Genomic DNA, 16,732 nt, shown 5'->3' with positions numbered 1-16,732 from the left:
TTGCCATGCCAGCCGCTGTCAAATCGACGTGTACCGAGATCCAGCCGGCGTTGCAGGTGGCCGATGCCGACGCCCTGCACTGGGATGACCACTGTGATGTGCTGGTGATCGGCTGGGGGGCGGCCGGCGCCTGCGCTGCCCTTGAGGCCCGCGCCCAGGGCGCCGACGTGCTGGTCGCCGACCGTTTCACCGGCGGCGGTGCCAGTGCCAAGAGCGGTGGCGTGGTCTACGCCGGCGGAGGCACCCGCCAGCAGCAGGCTGCTGGCTTTGGCGATACGCCCGAGGCGATGTTCGCCTACCTCAAACACGAAACCCAGGGGGTGGTCGCCGATGCCACCTTGCGGCGTTTTTGTCAGGACAGTGCCGCCAACCTGGCCTGGCTGGAGAGCCATGGCGTGCCTTATGCCCACAGCATGCCGCCCGGCGGTAAAACCTCGTATCCAGCCGATGGCCAGTTTCTCTATTACTCAGGTAATGAGCTGGTGCCGTCGCACCGTAGCGATTTACCCCCGGCGCCGCGGGGCCATCGCACGGTAGGCAAGGGCCAATGTGGCGCGGTGCTGTACGCGCACCTCAAGGCGGCTTGCCTGCGCAACGGCGTGCGGCCGCAACTTCAGTCCGCTGCCCGGCGCCTGATAAGCGATCACAACGGCAGGGTAGTCGGCGTGGAGCTGTGGTGCCTGCCGGCCGGTAGTGCCCAGGCGCGGTTGCATGCCAGATGGGCGGCGCGTGCCGAACGCCTGCAAAACTTTGCCCCGCGCTACTGCGACACCTTGCGCAAACGCGTGCGCCAGCTGGAACTCGACTTTGCCCGGCCGCGGCTTGTGCGCGCCCGGCGAGGGGTGGTGCTGAGCACCGGTGGCTTCATTTTCAACCGCGAGATGGTCAGCGAGCATGCACCGAAATTTCGCCGCAACTTCAAAGTCGGCGCGACCGGCTGCGATGGCAGTGGCCTGCGCCTGGGCGTGAGTGTCGGTGGGGTCAGCGATCGCTTGCAGCGGGTGTCGGCCTGGCGCTTCATCAACCCCCCGTTTTGCTGGCCCAAGGGCATTGTGGTCAACACCCTCGGCCAGCGCTTCGTCAACGAAGAAGTCTACGGCGCCACCCTGGGTCAGCCGCTGTGTGAAGAGCAGGGCGGCAAGGCCTGGCTGGTGCTGGACGCCCGCCTGCGCAAGCAGTCGATCAGGCAAGCGCTGTTCGACGGGTACTGGTGGTTCCAGAGCTTGCCGGCATTGCTGCTGATGCTGCGCGGTGTGCGCAAGGGCCAGAGCATCGAGCAGCTGGCCCAGGCCACGGGTATGCGTGCCGATGTATTGCGCAGCGCACTGCACGCCTACAACACAGCCGCCCGGGGGGACGCCGAGGATGCCTTCGGCAAGTCGCAAGGCAGCCGGCAGGTGCTCGATCAGGGCCCGTACTATGCCTGTGACATTTCTGTCAGCAACCCCCTGTTCCCCCTCGGGGCGTTGACCCTGGGCGGCCTCAAGGTCAATGAAGACAGCGGCGCGGTGCTGGGCGCTGAAGGCCTGCCGATCCCTGGCTTGTATGCGGCCGGGCGTACCGCCATCGGCATTCCTTGCCATTTGTACGTCAGCGGCCTGTCGCTGGCCGATTGTGTGTTTTCCGGGCGACGTGCCGGGCGGTCGCTGACGGCGGCCAGGGCAGACGCCGAAATCGAACCCAGCGAGCAATTGATATGAGCCTGGATTACCTGTCAGTACGTGTCACCCGCGTGATTGAAGAGACCGCCGACAGCCGCTCCCTGGAGTTCGAGCTGCCAGAAACGTTAACCGAGCGCTTCCGTTATCGACCTGGGCAGTTCCTGACCCTGCGTGTGCCTCACCAGGGGGGGTGGTTGCCGCGTTGTTATTCACTGTCGAGCACGCCACTGCTTGATGAGCCCTTGCGGGTCACGATCAAACGGGTGCGCGACGGGCGCGCCTCAAACTGGCTCTGTGACGCCGTGCAGGCGGGCGATACCTTGCAGGTACTGGCGCCGGCCGGGGTGTTTGTGCCGCGCCAGCTGGACACCGACCTGCTGCTGTTTGGCGGTGGCAGTGGCATAACCCCGGTGCTGTCCATTCTGCGCTCGGCGTTGTTGGCGGGCACCGGGCGCATTCTGCTGATCTACGCCAACCGCGACGAAGCGTCGGTGATATTCCGTGACCCGCTCAAGGCCCTGGCCAGCGCGCACCCTCAGCGGCTGCAAGTGATCCACTGGCTCGACTCGGTGCAGGGCATTGCGTCGGTCAGCCAGTTGGCCGAGCTGGCGCGCCCGTTCCTCAGCGCCGAGGCGTTCATCTGCGGCCCAGGACCGTTCATGGATGCTGCCGTCGCAGCCCTGCAGTCGTTAGGCATGGCAAATGCGCGGATCCATGTCGAGCGCTTCGTGTCGCTGCCCGAAGAGGGGCAGGTCGCAGTGCCGGCAGCCGTCGATACCAGCCGCCCGACCAGCCAGCTTTCGGTGCGCCTGGACGGTGAAGAGTTCGAGGTGCCCTGCGCCGAAGGCGAAACCCTGCTCGATGCCATGCGCCGGGCTGGCCTGAGCCCGCCAAGTTCTTGTCTGGTCGGCTCCTGTGCCACCTGCATGTGCACGGTCGAACGTGGCGAGGTGCAGATGTTGCGCAACGATGCCCTTGACCCGCAGGAGATAGACCAGGGCTGGACGCTGGCTTGCCAGTCCCTGGCCCGCAGCGAGCACCTGCGGGTGCTCTTTCCCGAATAACCCGATTGCCGAGTTTGTCACTATGACTGCATGTTCAGCATTACCGGGCAGCGTGCATGCCTGGAACCTGTTGCCTTTGTCGATTCCCGCCTTGTTGTTCGCCAGTGCCGAACGCTTTGCCGGGCGAGCAGCGATCGAGGAAGACGGCATTGCCACCGATTACCGGGATTTGCCTGCGTTGGCACTGGGTGTCTGCCGTAGCCTGATGGCGCTGGGGATCGAGGCCGGCGACCGCGTGGCGATCTGGGCACCCAATTGCCGCGACTGGGTGGTCGCCGCCCTGGGCGTGCATTGCGCGGGGGCTGTGCTGGTGCCGATCAATACCCGCATGAAAGGCGCCGAGGCGGCCGATATCCTGGCGCGTAGCCAGTCGCGCGTGTTGTTGATGCAAGGGGTATTTTTGGGGCTGGACTACCCGGCCATGCTGGCGCCGCTGCGGCCGGCCAGCCTGGAACAGCGGGTGGTGTTCGGAACACAGCAGCCTGCGTTGGCCGGCGACCTGAATTGGGCCGGCTTTCTCGCCAAGGGCGAGTCTGTCAGTGAGCTACAAGCCCGCCAGCGTGCGGTGGCGGTGGGCCCGCGAGACTTGTCCGACTTGCTGTTTACCTCCGGCACCACCGGTAAGCCCAAGGGGGTGATGAGTGCCCACGGGCAGAACCTGCGGGCGTACAACGAGTATGTACGGGTCATTGGCCTGCAGCCGGGTGACCGTTACCTGATCATCAACCCGTTTTTTCATGCCTTTGGCTACAAGGCCGGTTGGCTGACCTGCCTGCTGGCCGGCGCGACTATCTTGCCGCATGCAGTGTTCGATGCCGAAGCTGTGTTCCAGCGCATTGCCGCCGAGCGCATCAGCGTGCTGCCAGGGCCACCGACGCTGTACTTGTCGATGCTGGCCCACCCGCGCCTGGCCGAGACTGACCTGTCGAGCCTGCGCATCGCCGTGACCGGTTCATCGACGATCCCGCCGGTGCTGATCGAGCGCATGCGCCGGGAGCTTGGGGTAGACGTGGTGACCACCGCCTATGGGCTGACTGAGTGTGGCGGCCTGGCGACCATCTGCAACCCGGATGACCCCGCCGACATCGTTGCCGGCACCAGTGGCCGGGCCATCGAAGGCACTGAAGTGTGCATCCGTTCGGCGGATAACCAACCGGTCGCCACGGGCGAGTCAGGGGAAATCTGCCTGCGCGGTTTTCATGTGATGCGGGGGTATTTCAATGACCCGCAAGCGACGGCGCAGGCCATTGATGCCGAGGGTTGGCTGCACACTGGCGATATCGGCAACCTGGATGAGCATGGCAACCTGCAGATTACCGACCGGCTCAAGGACATGTTCATCGTCGGTGGCTTCAACTGCTACCCGGCAGAGATCGAGGCGGGTTTGATCGAACACCCGGCCATCGCGCAGGTGGCGGTGATCGGGGTTGCGGATGAGCGCATGGGGGAGGTGGGGTGTGCCTGCGTGGTAGTGCGTGTCGGCCAGCAGCTGGATGAGCCGGCGCTGATCGCCTGGGCCAGAGAGCGCATGGCCAATTACAAAGTGCCGCGACAGGTCCGGTTCTTCGAATCGCTGCCGGTGAATGCCTCGAACAAGGTGGTCAAGGGTGAGCTGCGTGAAGCGGTTCTGCAGGCTGGGCGGCGGGCGGGGCCCGCGATGAGGTCCTCATAGCGACGCAGCAACGAGGGGGCCCGAAGCTCGGCGCAGGGCCCCTGGTGCGTTCCTTCAGGCTGGGCCAGCACCCCCAATCAGTGCCCTTCGAACCGGGCAGGCCGCTTTTCAATAAACGCCTGCATGCCTTCCTTCTGATCACGTGAGGCAAACAACAACGCATTGGCCTTGCGCTCCAGCGCCAAACCCGCTTCCAGCGGCGCATCCATCCCCGCAAGAATCACCTCTTTGATCTGCTCGGCAGCCAACGGCGGCATTGCCGCAACCACCTGCGCCAACTTCAAGCTGTGGGCGAGCACCTGATCATCGGCCATCACTTCGCTGACCAGCCCTGAAATCCAGGCCTCCTCAGCCGTGATCGGCTGACCGGTCAGCGCCATCCGCATCGCCTTGGCCTTGCCGACCGCCCGCACCAAGCGCTGGGTGCCGCCAATCCCGGGCATGATCCCGATCCTGATCTCCGGCTGGCAGAAGCGTGCACTCTGCCCGGCAACAATGATATCGGCGAGCATCGCCAGCTCGCAGCCACCGCCATAGGCGTAACCGCACACCGCCGCGATCACAGGCTTGGGGCAGTGCTGGATCGGCGCCCAGACCCGCTCGGTATGGCGCTGATAGATATCAATCGGCCCCACCCCGGCCAGGCTGTTGATATCGCCCCCGGCGGCAAACACCTTGTCGCCGCCGGTCAGCAGAATGCAGCGCACATCAGGGTTGCTCCCCAGCTCACTGAAGTAGTGCGACAGCAGCGCCTGCAGCTCCAGGCTCAGGGCATTGGTGGCGTGCGGGCGGTTGAGCCGCACCAGCGCGACACCTGGGGCCGGGTACTCCAGCAGCACCGGCGCGGTAAGTGAATCGGACATGATCGACCTCTGGCAGTAGGCACCGCAGAGCGGGCGCCATTGCGCGGATTGTTGCCAGCGCGGCGCCGCGCTTCATCGTCCGTTCAGACGACGTGGCCGAGCGGTTTTGGCCCTAGAGTGGCCCTCAACACAAGCATGAGGAGCGTGCCATGAGTGGTCACTCGGGGCTGGATTACAACGGCAAGGTGGTATTGGTCACCGGTGGAACCAAGGGCATTGGCGCCGGCATTGCCCGCAGCTTTCTGGCCGCAGGGGCCAAGGTGATCGTGTGTGGGCGCAACTTGCCCGAGCAATTGCCGAGCGTGGCGCAGGCACAGGCGGACTTCATTGCCGCCGATGTGCGCGACCAGGCCTCGTTGCAAGGCCTGTTCGACAACATCCGCCTCGCTTACGGCCGCCTTGATGTACTGGTCAACAACGCCGGCGGCAGCCCTTCGGCCGAAGCAGCCAGCGCCTCGCCGCGTTTTCATGAGGGCATCATCCGCCTCAACCTGATTGCGCCGCTCAATGTCGCCCAGCAAGCCAACCTGCTGATGCAGGCCCAGGCCGACGGCGGTTGCATCGTGTTTATTGGCAGCATCAGTGGCCTGCGCGCCTCGCCAGGCACGGCGGCTTACGGCGCGGCCAAGGCCGGCGTGCTGGCCCTGGTGCAGTCGCTGGCAGCGGAGTGGGCGCCCAAGGTGCGGGTGGTAGCGGTAAGCCCGGGCCTGGTGCGCACCGAACTTGCCCATCTGCACTATGGCGACGAACAAGGCATCGCTACGGTCAGCGCCGGTATCCCGGCCGGGCGCATGGCGGCACCCGAGGACATCGGCAACGCCTGCCTCTATATCGCTTCACCGCTCGCCAATTACGCCAGCGGCTGCAACCTGTTGCTGCATGGCGGTGGTGAACGCCCGGCTTATCTCGGTGCGGCGCAGGTTACCCCGCACTGATCGACCCACGTCGGCGTTGCGTTGCGGGCGCCGCTTTGAACACGCAGGAGACGAACTTGGCTGATCCAGAATTGCTATCCAAAGTGCGCGCCCTGGTTGGGCGCGAATACGGTCGCGTGAACGCCTGGGACGACGTCAACGCGCCGATGATTCGCCAGTGGTGCGAAGTCATCGGCCTTGAAAACCCGCTCTACACCGACCCCGTGGCCGCTGCCAACAGCTGCAATGACGGCATCATCGCGCCGCCTCCGATGCTGCAGATCTGGTGCATGGAAGGCTTTCACATCAATAACTACGCACCCGGCTCGACCACCGAAAACCCCTATGAGGTGCTGGGTGTGATCGAAAGCCATGGCTACCCGTCGGTGGTGGCGGTGAACTCGGAGCTTACCTTCGAGCGCAACCTGCGCCTGGGCGAAAAGCTCTACTACACCACGCGCCTGGACGCGGTCGGTGAGGAAAAGACCACCGGCCTTGGCACCGGCTTTTTTGTCACCCTGGTGATGAGCTACTTCTCGCAGCAGGCCACGGGCGACGAAAAAGTCGGCGAGCTGTTGTTCCGGGTGTTCAAGTTCCGCCCGGCCAACGTGCACAAGGTCCAGGCGCCGCCCCAGGCCGTGGCCGAGCCGGTACAGGCCAAGCGCCCGGCCCCCGGTGTCAGCGACGACACGCGGTTTTTCTGGGACGGCTGCAAGGAAGGCAAGCTGTTGATCCAGCGCTGTACGCAGTGCAGCACCTTGCGCCACCCGCCAGCACCGGTGTGCATCGAGTGCCATTGCTTTGACTGGGACACCCAACAGGTCAGCGGCAAGGGCCGGTTGTACTCCTTCGTGGTGATGCACTACCCGCAAGTGGCACCGTTCGATCACCCCAACCCGATCGGCCTGATCGAACTGGACGAAGGCGTGCGCCTGATCGCCGGCCTGGTTGGCGTCAAGCGTGAAGACATCAGCATTGGCCAGCGTGTGGAGGTCGAGTTCCAGACCTTCGACGACGACCTGGCGCTGCCGATGTTCCGTCCAGCGGCAGAGTAGGGGGGTACCATGGATTTTGAACTCAGCGAAGACCAGCGAGCCATTGCCGAAATGGCCGGCAGCCTGATGAGCGACTACTGCACCGACGAGCGCCTGCGTGACTGGGACCTCTGCGGGCAGGCCTATATGCAAGACCTGTGGCACAGCTGCGTACAAACCGGCCTGCATGCCCTGGCCATCCCCGAGGCGGCCGGTGGCAGCGGGCTGGGCATGACTGAGCTGGTGCAGATCCTCGATGCCCAGGGCGGCGCCCTGGCGCAAGTGCCGTTGTGGCGCCACCAACTGGCCGCGACCACCCTCGCCGAGTTCGGCGACAGCTCCCTGGCACCGTGGGTTGAACAGGCTGTTGCGGGCACAGGCTTGCTGACCCTGAGCCTCGATGCCCTGAACACAGTGCGCGGCATCGAGCTTGAGGCCAGCGTAGAAGAGGGCGGATGGCGCCTCGACGGCCGGGTGGCGGCGCTGGCCCTGGCCGAGCAGTCGGTGGCAGCGCTGGTGTTGGCCCGGGTGATGGGGCAACCACGGCTGGTGCTGGTGGACCTGCGCCAGTCAGGCATCAGCCATGTATCGGGGGTCATGACCCACGGCGAAGGCTTTGCCGACCTGAGCTTGCGCGGCGTCACCCTGAGCAATCAGCAGGTGCTGCCCGCCGCTGCCCTGGACTGGCTGGCACCGCGCGCAATTGCCTCCCTGGCGGCCTTGCAACTGGGCGTCAGCGCCGAGCAGGTGCACCGCACCGTGGCCTATGTCAGTGAGCGTCAGCAGTTCGGCCGCTGCATCGGCAGCTTCCAGGCCGTGCAAATGAGCATGGCCGATACCCACGTGCACCTGGAGGTGTTGCGCAGTGCCCTGTGGCAATTGTGCTACCGCCTCGACGCCGGTCTGCCGGCCCCTTCACAAGCCTTGGCAACTGCGTACCTGGCGTGCGAAGCCGGGCACCGCATCGGCCACACCGCGCAGCATGTGCATGGCGGCATCGGCGTTGACCTGACGTACCCGATCCATCGCTTTCTCTACTGGAGCCGCGCCCTGAGCAGTGCATTGGGAGGCTCGTCGATGATTCTGGAGCGTCTCGGCGACTGGTTGAGCGATAACACTACCCTGGGATGGAAATATGACCTCGATGAACACCAAGCGCTTTGAAGACGTGCGCCCTGGCGAGCAACTGCCCGAACTGACGATCCCGATCACGGTCGGCCTGATTGCCGGTGGGGCGATTGCCACACGTGACTATTTTCCCGGTCACCATGACCTGGATGCGGCGCGCGAGCTGGGTTCGCCACATATCTTCATGAACATCCTGACCACCAACGGCCTGGTGCAACGCTTCATCGAACAGTGGAGCGGCCCGCAGGTGCAGTTCCGGTCGCTGAAAATCAAGCTGGGCGCGCCTAACTACCCCGGCGACAGCATGACCTTCAGCGGCGAAGTGACCCATCAGGATGCCGCTACGCGCAGCCTGGAAGTGACCCTCAAGGGCAAAAACTCCATGGGCAATCACGTGACCGGCACGGTCGCGCTGGTTCTGCCTTGATTCGCGGGAGACAACACAGATGACCAATTCGTCGATTTCCGGGCGCGCCGCCATTGCAGGGCTGGGCGCGACCGAGTTTTCCAAGAACTCCGGGCGCACCGAACTGCGCCTGGCCATGGAAGCGACACTGGCGGCGCTCAAGGACGCCGGCATTGACCCCAGCGAAGTCGAGGGTTTCAGTTCCTATTCGGTCGATAAGGTCCCGGAGTACGAAATTGCCCGCCTGCTGGGTTGCAAGGACGTCAAGTTCTTCTCCCAGGTACCCCACGGTGGCGGCGCCGCCTGCGGGCCGGTGATGCACGCGGCAATGGCCGTGGCCACCGGGGTGGCGAAAGTGGTGGTGGTCTATCGGGCGATGAACGAACGCTCCTGGTACCGCTTCGGCACCGGCAGCTACGGCTTTGCCTCGACGCCGACCTTCGAGAACGTGAACTACGGCTGGTACATGCCGCATGGTTTTCACACCCCGGCGGCCTGGGTCGGCATGTTTGCCCAGCGCTACATGCACACCTACGGCGCTACCTCCGAGGACTTCGGCCGGGTGGCGGTGGCAGTGCGCGATTTTGCCGCCACCAACCCCCAGGCATTTTTCTACGGCAAGCCGATCACCCTTGAAGAGCACCAGGCCTCGCGCTGGATCTGCGAGCCGCTGCACCTGCTCGACTGCTGCCAGGAGTCCGATGGCGCGGTGGCGATGGTGATCACCTCGGCCGAGCGGGCCAGAGACCTCAGGCAAAAGCCGGTGATCATCAAGGCCGGCTCGCAGGGCATCAGCGCCGGGCAACAGGTGATGACCTCCTACTACCGCGACGACATCACCGGGCTGCCGGAAATGGGTGTGGTCGCCAAAGAGCTGTACAGCCAGTCGGGCCTGGGCCCGGACGCGTTGCAAACCGCCGTGATCTACGACCACTTCACGCCCTTCGTACTGCCGCAACTGGAAGAGTTCGGCTTTGCCAGGCGCGGTGAAGCCAAGGAGTTCATCCGTGCCGGGCACCATGCCCGTGGCGGCAAACTGCCAATCAACACCCACGGCGGGCAGTTGGGCGAAGCCTACATCCACGGCATGAACGGTATCGCTGAAGCCGTGCGCCAGGTTCGGGGCACGGCGGCCAACCAGGTGGACAGTGTCGAAAACGTGTTGGTGACCGCCGGAACCGGCGTGCCTACCAGCGGCCTGATTCTCGGCGCGGTATAAGGAGCGTCCCATGTTCGTCGATCTCACCCCCGAACAGCATGCCCTGAGGCTCAAGGTCCGGGACTATTTCCAGAACCTGATGACCCCCGAACTGCGCCAGCAGATGCGTGGCACCGAAGGCGGCGAGCTGTTTCGCCGCACCATCGCCCAGATCGGCCGTGACGGCTGGCTCGCCGTCGGCTGGCCGAAGGCCTATGGCGGCCAGGGTTACGCGGCCACCGAGCAATTGATCTTCTTCGAAGAAGCCAACATTGCCGGCGCACCGCTGCCGTTCGTGACCATCAGCACCGTGGGCCCGGCCCTGATGGCCCACGGTTCGGCGCTGCAAAAAGACAAATTTCTGCCCGGCATTGCTGCCGGCGAGATCAACTTTGCCATCGGCTATTCCGAAGCCAGTGCTGGCAGTGACCTGGCCGTGCTGAAAACCACCGCACGCGAAGACGCCGACGGCTTTCTGGTCAACGGCAGCAAACTGTGGACCTCGGGCGCCGACTCGGCCGACTACATCTGGCTGGCGGCCCGAACCGACCCCGAGCAGGCGCGGCACAAGGGCATCTCGATCCTGATCCTCGATACCCAGGCCGAAGGCTTCTCCAGCACGCTGATCCCGACCTCCGGAAACCCCACGGCCGCTACGTATTACGATAACGTGCGGGTGCCCAGGGAGATGCTGGTGGGCGAACTGCACGGTGGCTGGAAACTCATCACCGCACAGCTCAACCACGAGCGCCTGGGCCTGGGTGCCTGGTCGGACAAGGTCGTCAGCCTGTTCAGCCGGGTATACCTGTGGGCACGGTGTGCCGATGAGCAGGGCAAGCGTGCTACCGACCATGCCTGGGTGCGGCGCGATCTGGCCGAGTGTTATGCCCGGCTCGAAGCCATGCGTTTGATCAACTTCCGTATTGCCGCCGACCTTGAGCGTGACCGCGTCGACGTCGCGCTGGCCTCGACCACCAAGGTCTACGGCTCGGAATCGGCGATCGAGATCCTGCGCAAGCTGTCGGCCATCGTCGGTGCCAGCGGCCTGACGCGGGCAGGTTCTGCGGCGGCGTATCTGCTCGGCGAGCTGGAGTATGAAGTGCGCGCCTCGGTGAACCTGACGTTCGGCGGTGGTACCAATGAAATCCAGCGCGAGTTGATCGCCCAGTTCGGCCTGGGCATGCCGCGCACGCAACGCTGATTCACCGTTGTACCCTTGAAGCGAATAACAATAACGTCCCTTTCAGGTGAACGAATGAGCGCAATCGAGCAATTCAGGCAAGCGACGCGCCAATGGCTGGAGGCCAATTGCCCGCCATCGCTGCGCACGGCCACCCCCGACGGCGAGATCGTCTGGGGTGGCCGCCAAGTAGACTTTCCCAGCGAAGACGCCCGCCTCTGGTTCGAGCGTATGCGTGACAAAGGCTGGTTCTGCCCACAATGGCCCAGCGAATACGGCGGCGGCGGGTTGAGCGCCGAGTACAACGCGGTGCTGGAAAGCGAGCTGCGCCGGCTGAAGTGTCGACCGGCGCAGATCAACCTGGGCATCTGGATGCTCGGCCCGGTGCTGCTGGAGTTCGGTAGCGAAGCGCAGAAGCAGGCGCTGCTGCCACCGATGTGTCGCGGCGAAGTGCGCTGGTGCCAGGGCTTCTCAGAGCCCAATGCCGGTTCCGACCTTGCCAGCCTGAAGACCTCGGCGGTGGCCGATGGCGATGACTTCGTGATCAACGGCACCAAGATCTGGACCTCCTACGGCGACAAGTCCGACTGGATGTACGCCCTGGTGCGCACTGATCCCAAGGCACCCAAGCATCAGGGTATCAGCCTGATCGTGCTGGACATGAAAAGCCCCGGGGTGAGTGTTTCGCCGATTGACTTGATCAGCGGCAAGTCTGCTTTTTGCCAGGTGTTCTTCGATAACGTGCGCGTGCCGCAAAGCCAGCTGATCGGGCCGCTCAACGGTGGCTGGCACCTGGGCAAGAGCCTGCTGCAGCACGAGCGCAAGGCCATGTCCAAGTTCGGCGAGTTCAGCCTGCCGACGCACTTTCACCTGCTGCCGTTGATCGAACGCTACCTGCCCGACAGCCAGGCGCCTGCCGATCAGGCCCTGCGTGCTCGCGCCCAGGCCTGCGCAATGAATGAACATGCCTACAACCTTACCGTGCAGCGCATGGGCGAGGAGGCCAGGGCTGGCCTGGATATCAGCGCAATCATGGCGATCATGAAGCTGGTGCACACCGAGCAGGAACGCGACAAGTTCGAGATCCTCCTCGATGCCCTTGGCTATCGCGCGCTGGGCCTTGAAGGCGAGCCGTTCAGCAGCCAGGAACTGGCGATTACCCGTGGCTGGCTCAACAGCTATGCCCTGACCATTTCCGGCGGCTCGTCGGAGGTGCAGTTGAATGTCATCGCCAAGCGGGTTTTGAACCTGCCGAGCGTTTGAGGGGAGTGTGAACATGAGTCTGGTGTATAGCGAAGAGCAACGCCTGTTGGCCGACAGCGCCCGCGATTTCCTTGCGGCGCGCAGCCCGGTAGCGGCGCAGCGGCGCCTGCGCGACGCGGCAAGCGCGCCCGGGTATGACCCGCAACTGTGGCAAGGAGCCGTGGGCCTGGGCTGGAGCGGCATTCCATTTCCCGAGGCGTTGGGCGGGCTTGAATTCGGCTGCATGGGCCTGGGGCCTATTTTCGAGGCCATGGGCAGAAACCTCTCGGCCTCACCCTTGTTGTCCAGTGTGGTGCTCGGTGGCTCGCTGATTCATCTGGCGGGCAGCGCTGCGCAACAGGACCATTGGCTGACGGCGGTGATCAGTGGCGAGCGACGCCTGGCCCTGGCACTGGATGAAAAACCGCGCCATGCCCCGGAGCACACGGCACTGACGGCGATGGCCGAGTCCGGTGGTTATCGTCTGGACGGCGAGAAGTTCTTCGTCATCGATGGCCTGGGCGCCGATGCCTACCTGGTAGCGGCGCGCACCCGTGGCCGTGCAGGTGAAACGCAGGGCATCAGCGTATTTCTGATACCGGCCAATACGCCGGGCTTGCAGGTCAGCGCATTGACGCTGATCGACTCGCGCAATTGCGCGCGGCTGCGTTTGAGTGCCGTGCACGTGGGCAGCGACGCCTTGCTCGGTACGCTCGGCGCGGCGTGGCCGGTGCTGGACGAGGCCCTGGACCGCGGGCGGGCGTGCCTGGCCGCCGAGATGCTCGGCGCTGCCGAGCAACTGTTCGCCATGACCCTGGATTACCTCAAGACCCGCGTACAGTTCGACGTGCCCATCGGTTCGTTCCAGGCCCTGCAGCATCGGGCTGCGCGCTTGCATGTGGAGTTGCAGTTGGCCCGCAGCGCTGTAATGGCGGCTTTGGCCGCGCTCGACGACAGCGCATTGAGCGCGGCCGAGCGCGGGCGGCGGGTGAGCCTGGGCAAATGGAAAGCCGGCGAGGTGGCCGCCCTGGTCAGCAATGAGGCGGTACAGATGCACGGTGGCATTGGTGTCACCGATGAGCTGGACGTCGGCCTTTACCTCAAGCGGATTCGCGTGGCCCAGGCGTGCCTGGGTGACAGTGACTTCCAGTGCGCGCGCTACGCCGCTTTCGCGTCTTTGGAGAACTAGAACATGAAGCTGGAACAGTGGCGCAACGCCTGGCAGCAGTTGATCGGCCCGGGCTCGCCGTTCGAGGTGGTGTCTTCGCCCGACGACGGCCTGCGGTATTTTCGCCATGCACCGGCGAACTTGCTCGAAGCCATCGATGCAGGCCGTGCACACGGTGAGCGAGAGTTTCTGGTGTGGGAGCAGCAACGGCTGACGTTCGCCGGGTTTTTCGATCAGGTCGACCGCCTGGCTGCACAACTGGCGCAGCGCTTCGGGGTAAAGCAGGGGGACCGGGTGGCCATCGCCATGCGCAATCAGCCAGCCTGGCTGGTGGCTTTTGTTGCGGTGCAGCGCTGTGGCGCGGTGTGCGTGCCGTTGAACAGCTGGGGCCTGCGCGACGAATTGTTCCATGGCCTGCAAGACAGCGGTGCGCAGGTGCTGGTCTGTGACCAACAGCGCCTGCAATTGCTGACCAGCGACCTGCTGGCACAGCGACTGGTCAGCATTGTGGTTGGCATGCCGGCGGGGCAAGCATTATCGGCCAACTGCCAGCGTTTCGAAGCGCTGATCCAGGGACCGCTGCTGGCGTTGCCGGCCATCGAGATCAACCCCGCTGACCCGGCGCTGATCCTCTATACCTCTGGCACCACCAGCCGGGCCAAGGGCGTGCTGTCCAGCCATCGCGCCATTTGCCAGGCACTGGCGGCACTGGAGTTCCAGTCGGCGTTCTGCGCCGTGAGTTCGCCCGAGCGGATCCAGGCAGTGATTGCCAGCGGTCTGGCGCCGACCAACCTGATGGCGGTGCCGCTGTTCCATGTCAGTGGCCTGCACGCGCAGTTTTTGCTGGGGCTGCGCAGCGGCCGGCGCTTGTTGCTGATGTACAAATGGGACGTGGACAAGGCCTTCGACCTGATTCGCGATGAGCGCTGTACCCAGTTCAATGGCGCACCGGTGATGATGCAACAATTGCTCGGTTCGCCGCGGTTTGCCAGCGCCGACAGCGACAGCCTGTACGGGCTAGGCCTGGGCGGGGCGGTGGCCTCCAGCCGGCTGCTGGCGCACATCAGCAAGCGCAAACCGCATGCGATTGGTGGCAGTGGCTATGGTCTGACCGAGAGCAACGGCATCGGTGCCGCGGTGGGCGGCGATCAGTTCGTCTACAAGCCCGATTCGGTGGGCTGGCCGCTGCCGATCGTTGATGTATGCATCGGGCCGGACCCGCACTCACCGCTACCGGCGGGGCGCAGCGGTTTGATCTGGCTACGTTCGCCGACCCTGATGAACGCCTACTGGCAGTTGCCCGAAGCCAGCGCTCAGACCTTGCGCGACGGTTGGCTGGACACCGGTGACATTGGCCACCTGGACGAGGAGGGCTTCCTGTACATCACCGACCGCGCCAAAGACCTGATCAACCGTGCGGGCGAGAAGATATCCGCCAGTGAAGTGGAGTCGTGTATCTGCGAAATGCCCGGGGTGACCGAGGCGGCCGCCTTTGCCTTGGCCGATGAGCAACTGGGCGAGCGCCTGGCCCTGGTGTTGCGCAGCGAGCTTCAGCCAGCACCAACCCAGGAGCAGGTGTGTGCCTTTATCGGCCAGCGCCTGGCGGCCTACAAGGTACCGGCCGAGGTACACCTGCACCGCGATCCGCTGCCGCGCAATGCGTCGGGCAAGGTGATCAAGGCGCAACTGAAGGAATTATTGGTCGGTGCCTGACTGATTAGTCTTTCCGGACGATGTACTCCCCAGCAGATCAGGAACAATGGAGGTACCCCAGTAGTCCTGGTCTGCGAAGGAGCCAACCGATGAAAATAACAACAAAAGGCGTGATGTTCGTAGCTGCAGTGGCCGCCAATGTCGGCCTGCAAGGCAACGCACTTGCGCAAGTGTCGCCTGAAGAGGCTGCCAAACTCGGCAAGGAGCTGACCTGTGTCGGTGCCGAGAAAGCCGGTAATGCCGAGGGCACCATTCCGCCTTACACCGGCAAGTACCTGGGCGAAGTGCCGGGCTGGAACCATGTGAAGTTCTCTGGCGATCAACCGGTCGACCCTTACGCCAACGAAAAGCCCATCCTGGTGATCACCGCGCAGAACATGGGCCAGTACGAAAGCCATTTGACCGAAGGCCAGAAGGCCCTGCTCAAGCGCTACCCCACCACCTACAAAATGAACATCTACCCGGGCCATCGGGACTTCCGTTACCCGGACTATGTCTGCGAGCGGGCGATGAAGAACGCCTTGAGCGCCAAGCTGGTCGACAACGGCATGGGCATCGAGGGGATTGGCCAGGTACCGTTCCCGATTCCGAAAAACGGCATGGAGCTGCTGTGGAACCACCAGTTGCCAGCTCGGGCCTACACCGAAGAAAAGGTCAGCGACCTGGCTTCGGTGTTGCCAAACGGCAGCATCGGTTGGGGCCGCGCCCATGCGCGCAACCTTTCGCAAGCCAACTCACCGACCGTCGAGCCAAAAACCGAAGGCCAGATACAGGCCATGAGCTGGAACACCACCTTGAAGCCGGTGCGCGACAACGGTGTGGTGAGTATTTCCCAGGAGCCCTACAACTTCCTCGCCAACCCACGCCAGGCCTGGAGCTACAGCCCGTCCACCCGGCGTGTGCGGCAACTGCCTGGCTACGGTTACGATCAACCGATGATCGGCACCAATGGCACCATGACGGTTGACGAAGACCGTCTTTACAACGGCTCGCCCGAGCGCTTCAACTGGACGCTGATCGGCAAGCGCGAAGTCTACGTGCCGGCCAACGCCTTCAAACCCAATACCGGTGACATCAAGTACGCCGACATGCTGACCCCCAACCACCCCAACCCCGATTACATGCGCTATGAGCTGCGCCGTGTGTGGGTGCTTGAGGCCAAGTTGAAAGAGGGCTACCGCCATGTTTACGGCAAGCGAGTGCTGTTTATCGACGAAGACACCTGGAACGCGGTGGTTTCGGACAACTATGACAGCCGTGGTGCGCTGTGGAAGCACGCGATGATCAACTACTACTACCACCCGGACATGAGCGCCTGGCAGGCCGGTTCGCAGTTCTTCATGGACCTGAACTCGGGCCAGTACACCGGCTACGCCATGACCAACGAGTCGAAGAAAGGGCCGATTCTCAACGAAGCCAAGTTCACCCCGGACATGTACACCGCCGATGCGGCGAGGGCGATGGGGCGGTAACGGCTGAGCGAAAAAAA

Annotated in this window: 14 protein-coding genes; 13 read left to right on the top strand and 1 reads right to left on the bottom strand. The window is 64.1% G+C overall.

Translation table 11 applies throughout. The annotated features are described in order from the left end of the window. The first annotated feature begins 5 nt into the window (after positions 1-5). From AK81_RS14720 to AK81_RS14710, 3 genes are read left to right on the top strand one after another with little or no spacing between them, the layout of a single operon-like run. Positions 6-1,700, top strand: coding sequence for an FAD-binding protein (locus AK81_RS14720; protein ID WP_043200008.1), 1,695 nt, complete (start codon positions 6-8; stop codon positions 1,698-1,700). Continuing rightward, on the top strand, positions 1,697-2,725 hold the full coding sequence (locus tag AK81_RS14715) for a ferredoxin--NADP reductase (protein WP_043200007.1): 1,029 nt from the start codon (positions 1,697-1,699) through the stop codon (positions 2,723-2,725). The genes AK81_RS14720 and AK81_RS14715 overlap by 4 nt, the downstream gene beginning before the upstream one ends. A 22-nt stretch (positions 2,726-2,747) precedes the next feature. Next, positions 2,748-4,397 (top strand): FadD3 family acyl-CoA ligase, encoded by a 1,650-nt coding sequence (locus tag AK81_RS14710; protein WP_050491886.1) that lies wholly within the window; start codon positions 2,748-2,750, stop codon positions 4,395-4,397. Between the two features lie 77 nt (positions 4,398-4,474). On the opposite strand, the gene AK81_RS14705 is transcribed toward AK81_RS14710, so the two are convergent. After that, the gene (locus AK81_RS14705; protein ID WP_043200006.1) at positions 4,475-5,260 is read right to left on the bottom strand and encodes an enoyl-CoA hydratase; all 786 of its coding nucleotides are present in this window, start codon (positions 5,258-5,260) and stop codon (positions 4,475-4,477) included. A 149-nt stretch (positions 5,261-5,409) separates the two neighbouring features. Here AK81_RS14705 and AK81_RS14700 point away from each other — a divergent pair, with 149 nt between their 5' ends. From AK81_RS14700 to AK81_RS14655, 10 genes are all read left to right on the top strand, one after another. After that, complete coding sequence (locus tag AK81_RS14700) at positions 5,410-6,195, top strand: SDR family oxidoreductase (RefSeq protein WP_043200005.1); 786 nt, start codon at positions 5,410-5,412, stop codon at positions 6,193-6,195. 56 nt (positions 6,196-6,251) lie between these two features. Beyond that, a complete protein-coding gene (locus tag AK81_RS14695; RefSeq protein WP_043200003.1) occupies positions 6,252-7,229 on the top strand; it encodes a bifunctional MaoC family dehydratase N-terminal/OB-fold nucleic acid binding domain-containing protein in 978 nt (325 codons plus the stop codon). A 9-nt stretch (positions 7,230-7,238) separates the two neighbouring features. Continuing rightward, the gene (locus AK81_RS14690; RefSeq protein ID WP_043200002.1) at positions 7,239-8,372 is read left to right on the top strand and encodes an acyl-CoA dehydrogenase family protein; all 1,134 of its coding nucleotides are present in this window, start codon (positions 7,239-7,241) and stop codon (positions 8,370-8,372) included. Further along, positions 8,344-8,763: a MaoC family dehydratase gene (locus tag AK81_RS14685; protein WP_043200001.1), complete on the top strand. Its 420-nt coding sequence runs from the start codon at positions 8,344-8,346 to the stop codon at positions 8,761-8,763. Before AK81_RS14690 ends, AK81_RS14685 begins: the two co-directional genes overlap by 29 nt. 19 nt (positions 8,764-8,782) lie before the next feature. Continuing rightward, positions 8,783-9,961: a lipid-transfer protein gene (locus AK81_RS14680; protein WP_043199999.1), complete on the top strand. Its 1,179-nt coding sequence runs from the start codon at positions 8,783-8,785 to the stop codon at positions 9,959-9,961. A 10-nt stretch (positions 9,962-9,971) separates the two neighbouring features. Next, positions 9,972-11,141, top strand: coding sequence for an acyl-CoA dehydrogenase family protein (locus AK81_RS14675; protein WP_043199998.1), 1,170 nt, complete (start codon positions 9,972-9,974; stop codon positions 11,139-11,141). A gap of 54 nt (positions 11,142-11,195) precedes the next feature. After that, positions 11,196-12,383 (top strand): acyl-CoA dehydrogenase family protein, encoded by a 1,188-nt coding sequence (locus AK81_RS14670; protein WP_043199997.1) that lies wholly within the window; start codon positions 11,196-11,198, stop codon positions 12,381-12,383. A gap of 13 nt (positions 12,384-12,396) precedes the next feature. After that, on the top strand, positions 12,397-13,551 hold the full coding sequence (locus AK81_RS14665; RefSeq protein ID WP_043199995.1) for an acyl-CoA dehydrogenase family protein: 1,155 nt from the start codon (positions 12,397-12,399) through the stop codon (positions 13,549-13,551). 3 nt (positions 13,552-13,554) lie between these two features. Continuing rightward, positions 13,555-15,243: a class I adenylate-forming enzyme family protein gene (locus AK81_RS14660; protein ID WP_043199994.1), complete on the top strand. Its 1,689-nt coding sequence runs from the start codon at positions 13,555-13,557 to the stop codon at positions 15,241-15,243. A gap of 89 nt (positions 15,244-15,332) precedes the next feature. Then, positions 15,333-16,715, top strand: coding sequence for a DUF1329 domain-containing protein (locus tag AK81_RS14655; protein ID WP_234228561.1), 1,383 nt, complete (start codon positions 15,333-15,335; stop codon positions 16,713-16,715). Positions 16,716-16,732 lie beyond the last annotated feature (17 nt).

The organism is Pseudomonas putida W15Oct28, from assembly GCF_000708715.2.
Classification (GTDB): Bacteria; Pseudomonadota; Gammaproteobacteria; order Pseudomonadales; family Pseudomonadaceae; genus Aquipseudomonas; species Aquipseudomonas putida_R.
The sequence above is the reverse complement of the archived record's forward strand: the minus strand, read 5'-3'. Positions and strand labels throughout refer to the sequence as shown.

Excerpts from the sequence above, each read along its gene's own strand:
- AK81_RS14675 (WP_043199998.1), top strand. The coding sequence starts at position 9,972 with ATGTTCGTCGATCTCACCCCCGAACAGCATGCCCTGAGGCTCAAGGTC.
- AK81_RS14670 (WP_043199997.1), top strand. The coding sequence starts at position 11,196 with ATGAGCGCAATCGAGCAATTCAGGCAAGCGACGCGCCAATGGCTGGAG.
- AK81_RS14690 (WP_043200002.1), top strand. The coding sequence starts at position 7,239 with ATGGATTTTGAACTCAGCGAAGACCAGCGAGCCATTGCCGAAATGGCC.
- AK81_RS14705 (WP_043200006.1), bottom strand. The coding sequence starts at position 5,260 with ATGTCCGATTCACTTACCGCGCCGGTGCTGCTGGAGTACCCGGCCCCA.
- AK81_RS14720 (WP_043200008.1), top strand. The coding sequence starts at position 6 with ATGCCAGCCGCTGTCAAATCGACGTGTACCGAGATCCAGCCGGCGTTG.
- AK81_RS14700 (WP_043200005.1), top strand. The coding sequence starts at position 5,410 with ATGAGTGGTCACTCGGGGCTGGATTACAACGGCAAGGTGGTATTGGTC.
- AK81_RS14715 (WP_043200007.1), top strand. The coding sequence starts at position 1,697 with ATGAGCCTGGATTACCTGTCAGTACGTGTCACCCGCGTGATTGAAGAG.
- AK81_RS14680 (WP_043199999.1), top strand. The coding sequence starts at position 8,783 with ATGACCAATTCGTCGATTTCCGGGCGCGCCGCCATTGCAGGGCTGGGC.
- AK81_RS14660 (WP_043199994.1), top strand. The coding sequence starts at position 13,555 with ATGAAGCTGGAACAGTGGCGCAACGCCTGGCAGCAGTTGATCGGCCCG.
- AK81_RS14665 (WP_043199995.1), top strand. The coding sequence starts at position 12,397 with ATGAGTCTGGTGTATAGCGAAGAGCAACGCCTGTTGGCCGACAGCGCC.
- AK81_RS14655 (WP_234228561.1), top strand. The coding sequence starts at position 15,333 with ATGAAAATAACAACAAAAGGCGTGATGTTCGTAGCTGCAGTGGCCGCC.
- AK81_RS14685 (WP_043200001.1), top strand. The coding sequence starts at position 8,344 with ATGACCTCGATGAACACCAAGCGCTTTGAAGACGTGCGCCCTGGCGAG.
- AK81_RS14710 (WP_050491886.1), top strand. The coding sequence starts at position 2,748 with ATGACTGCATGTTCAGCATTACCGGGCAGCGTGCATGCCTGGAACCTG.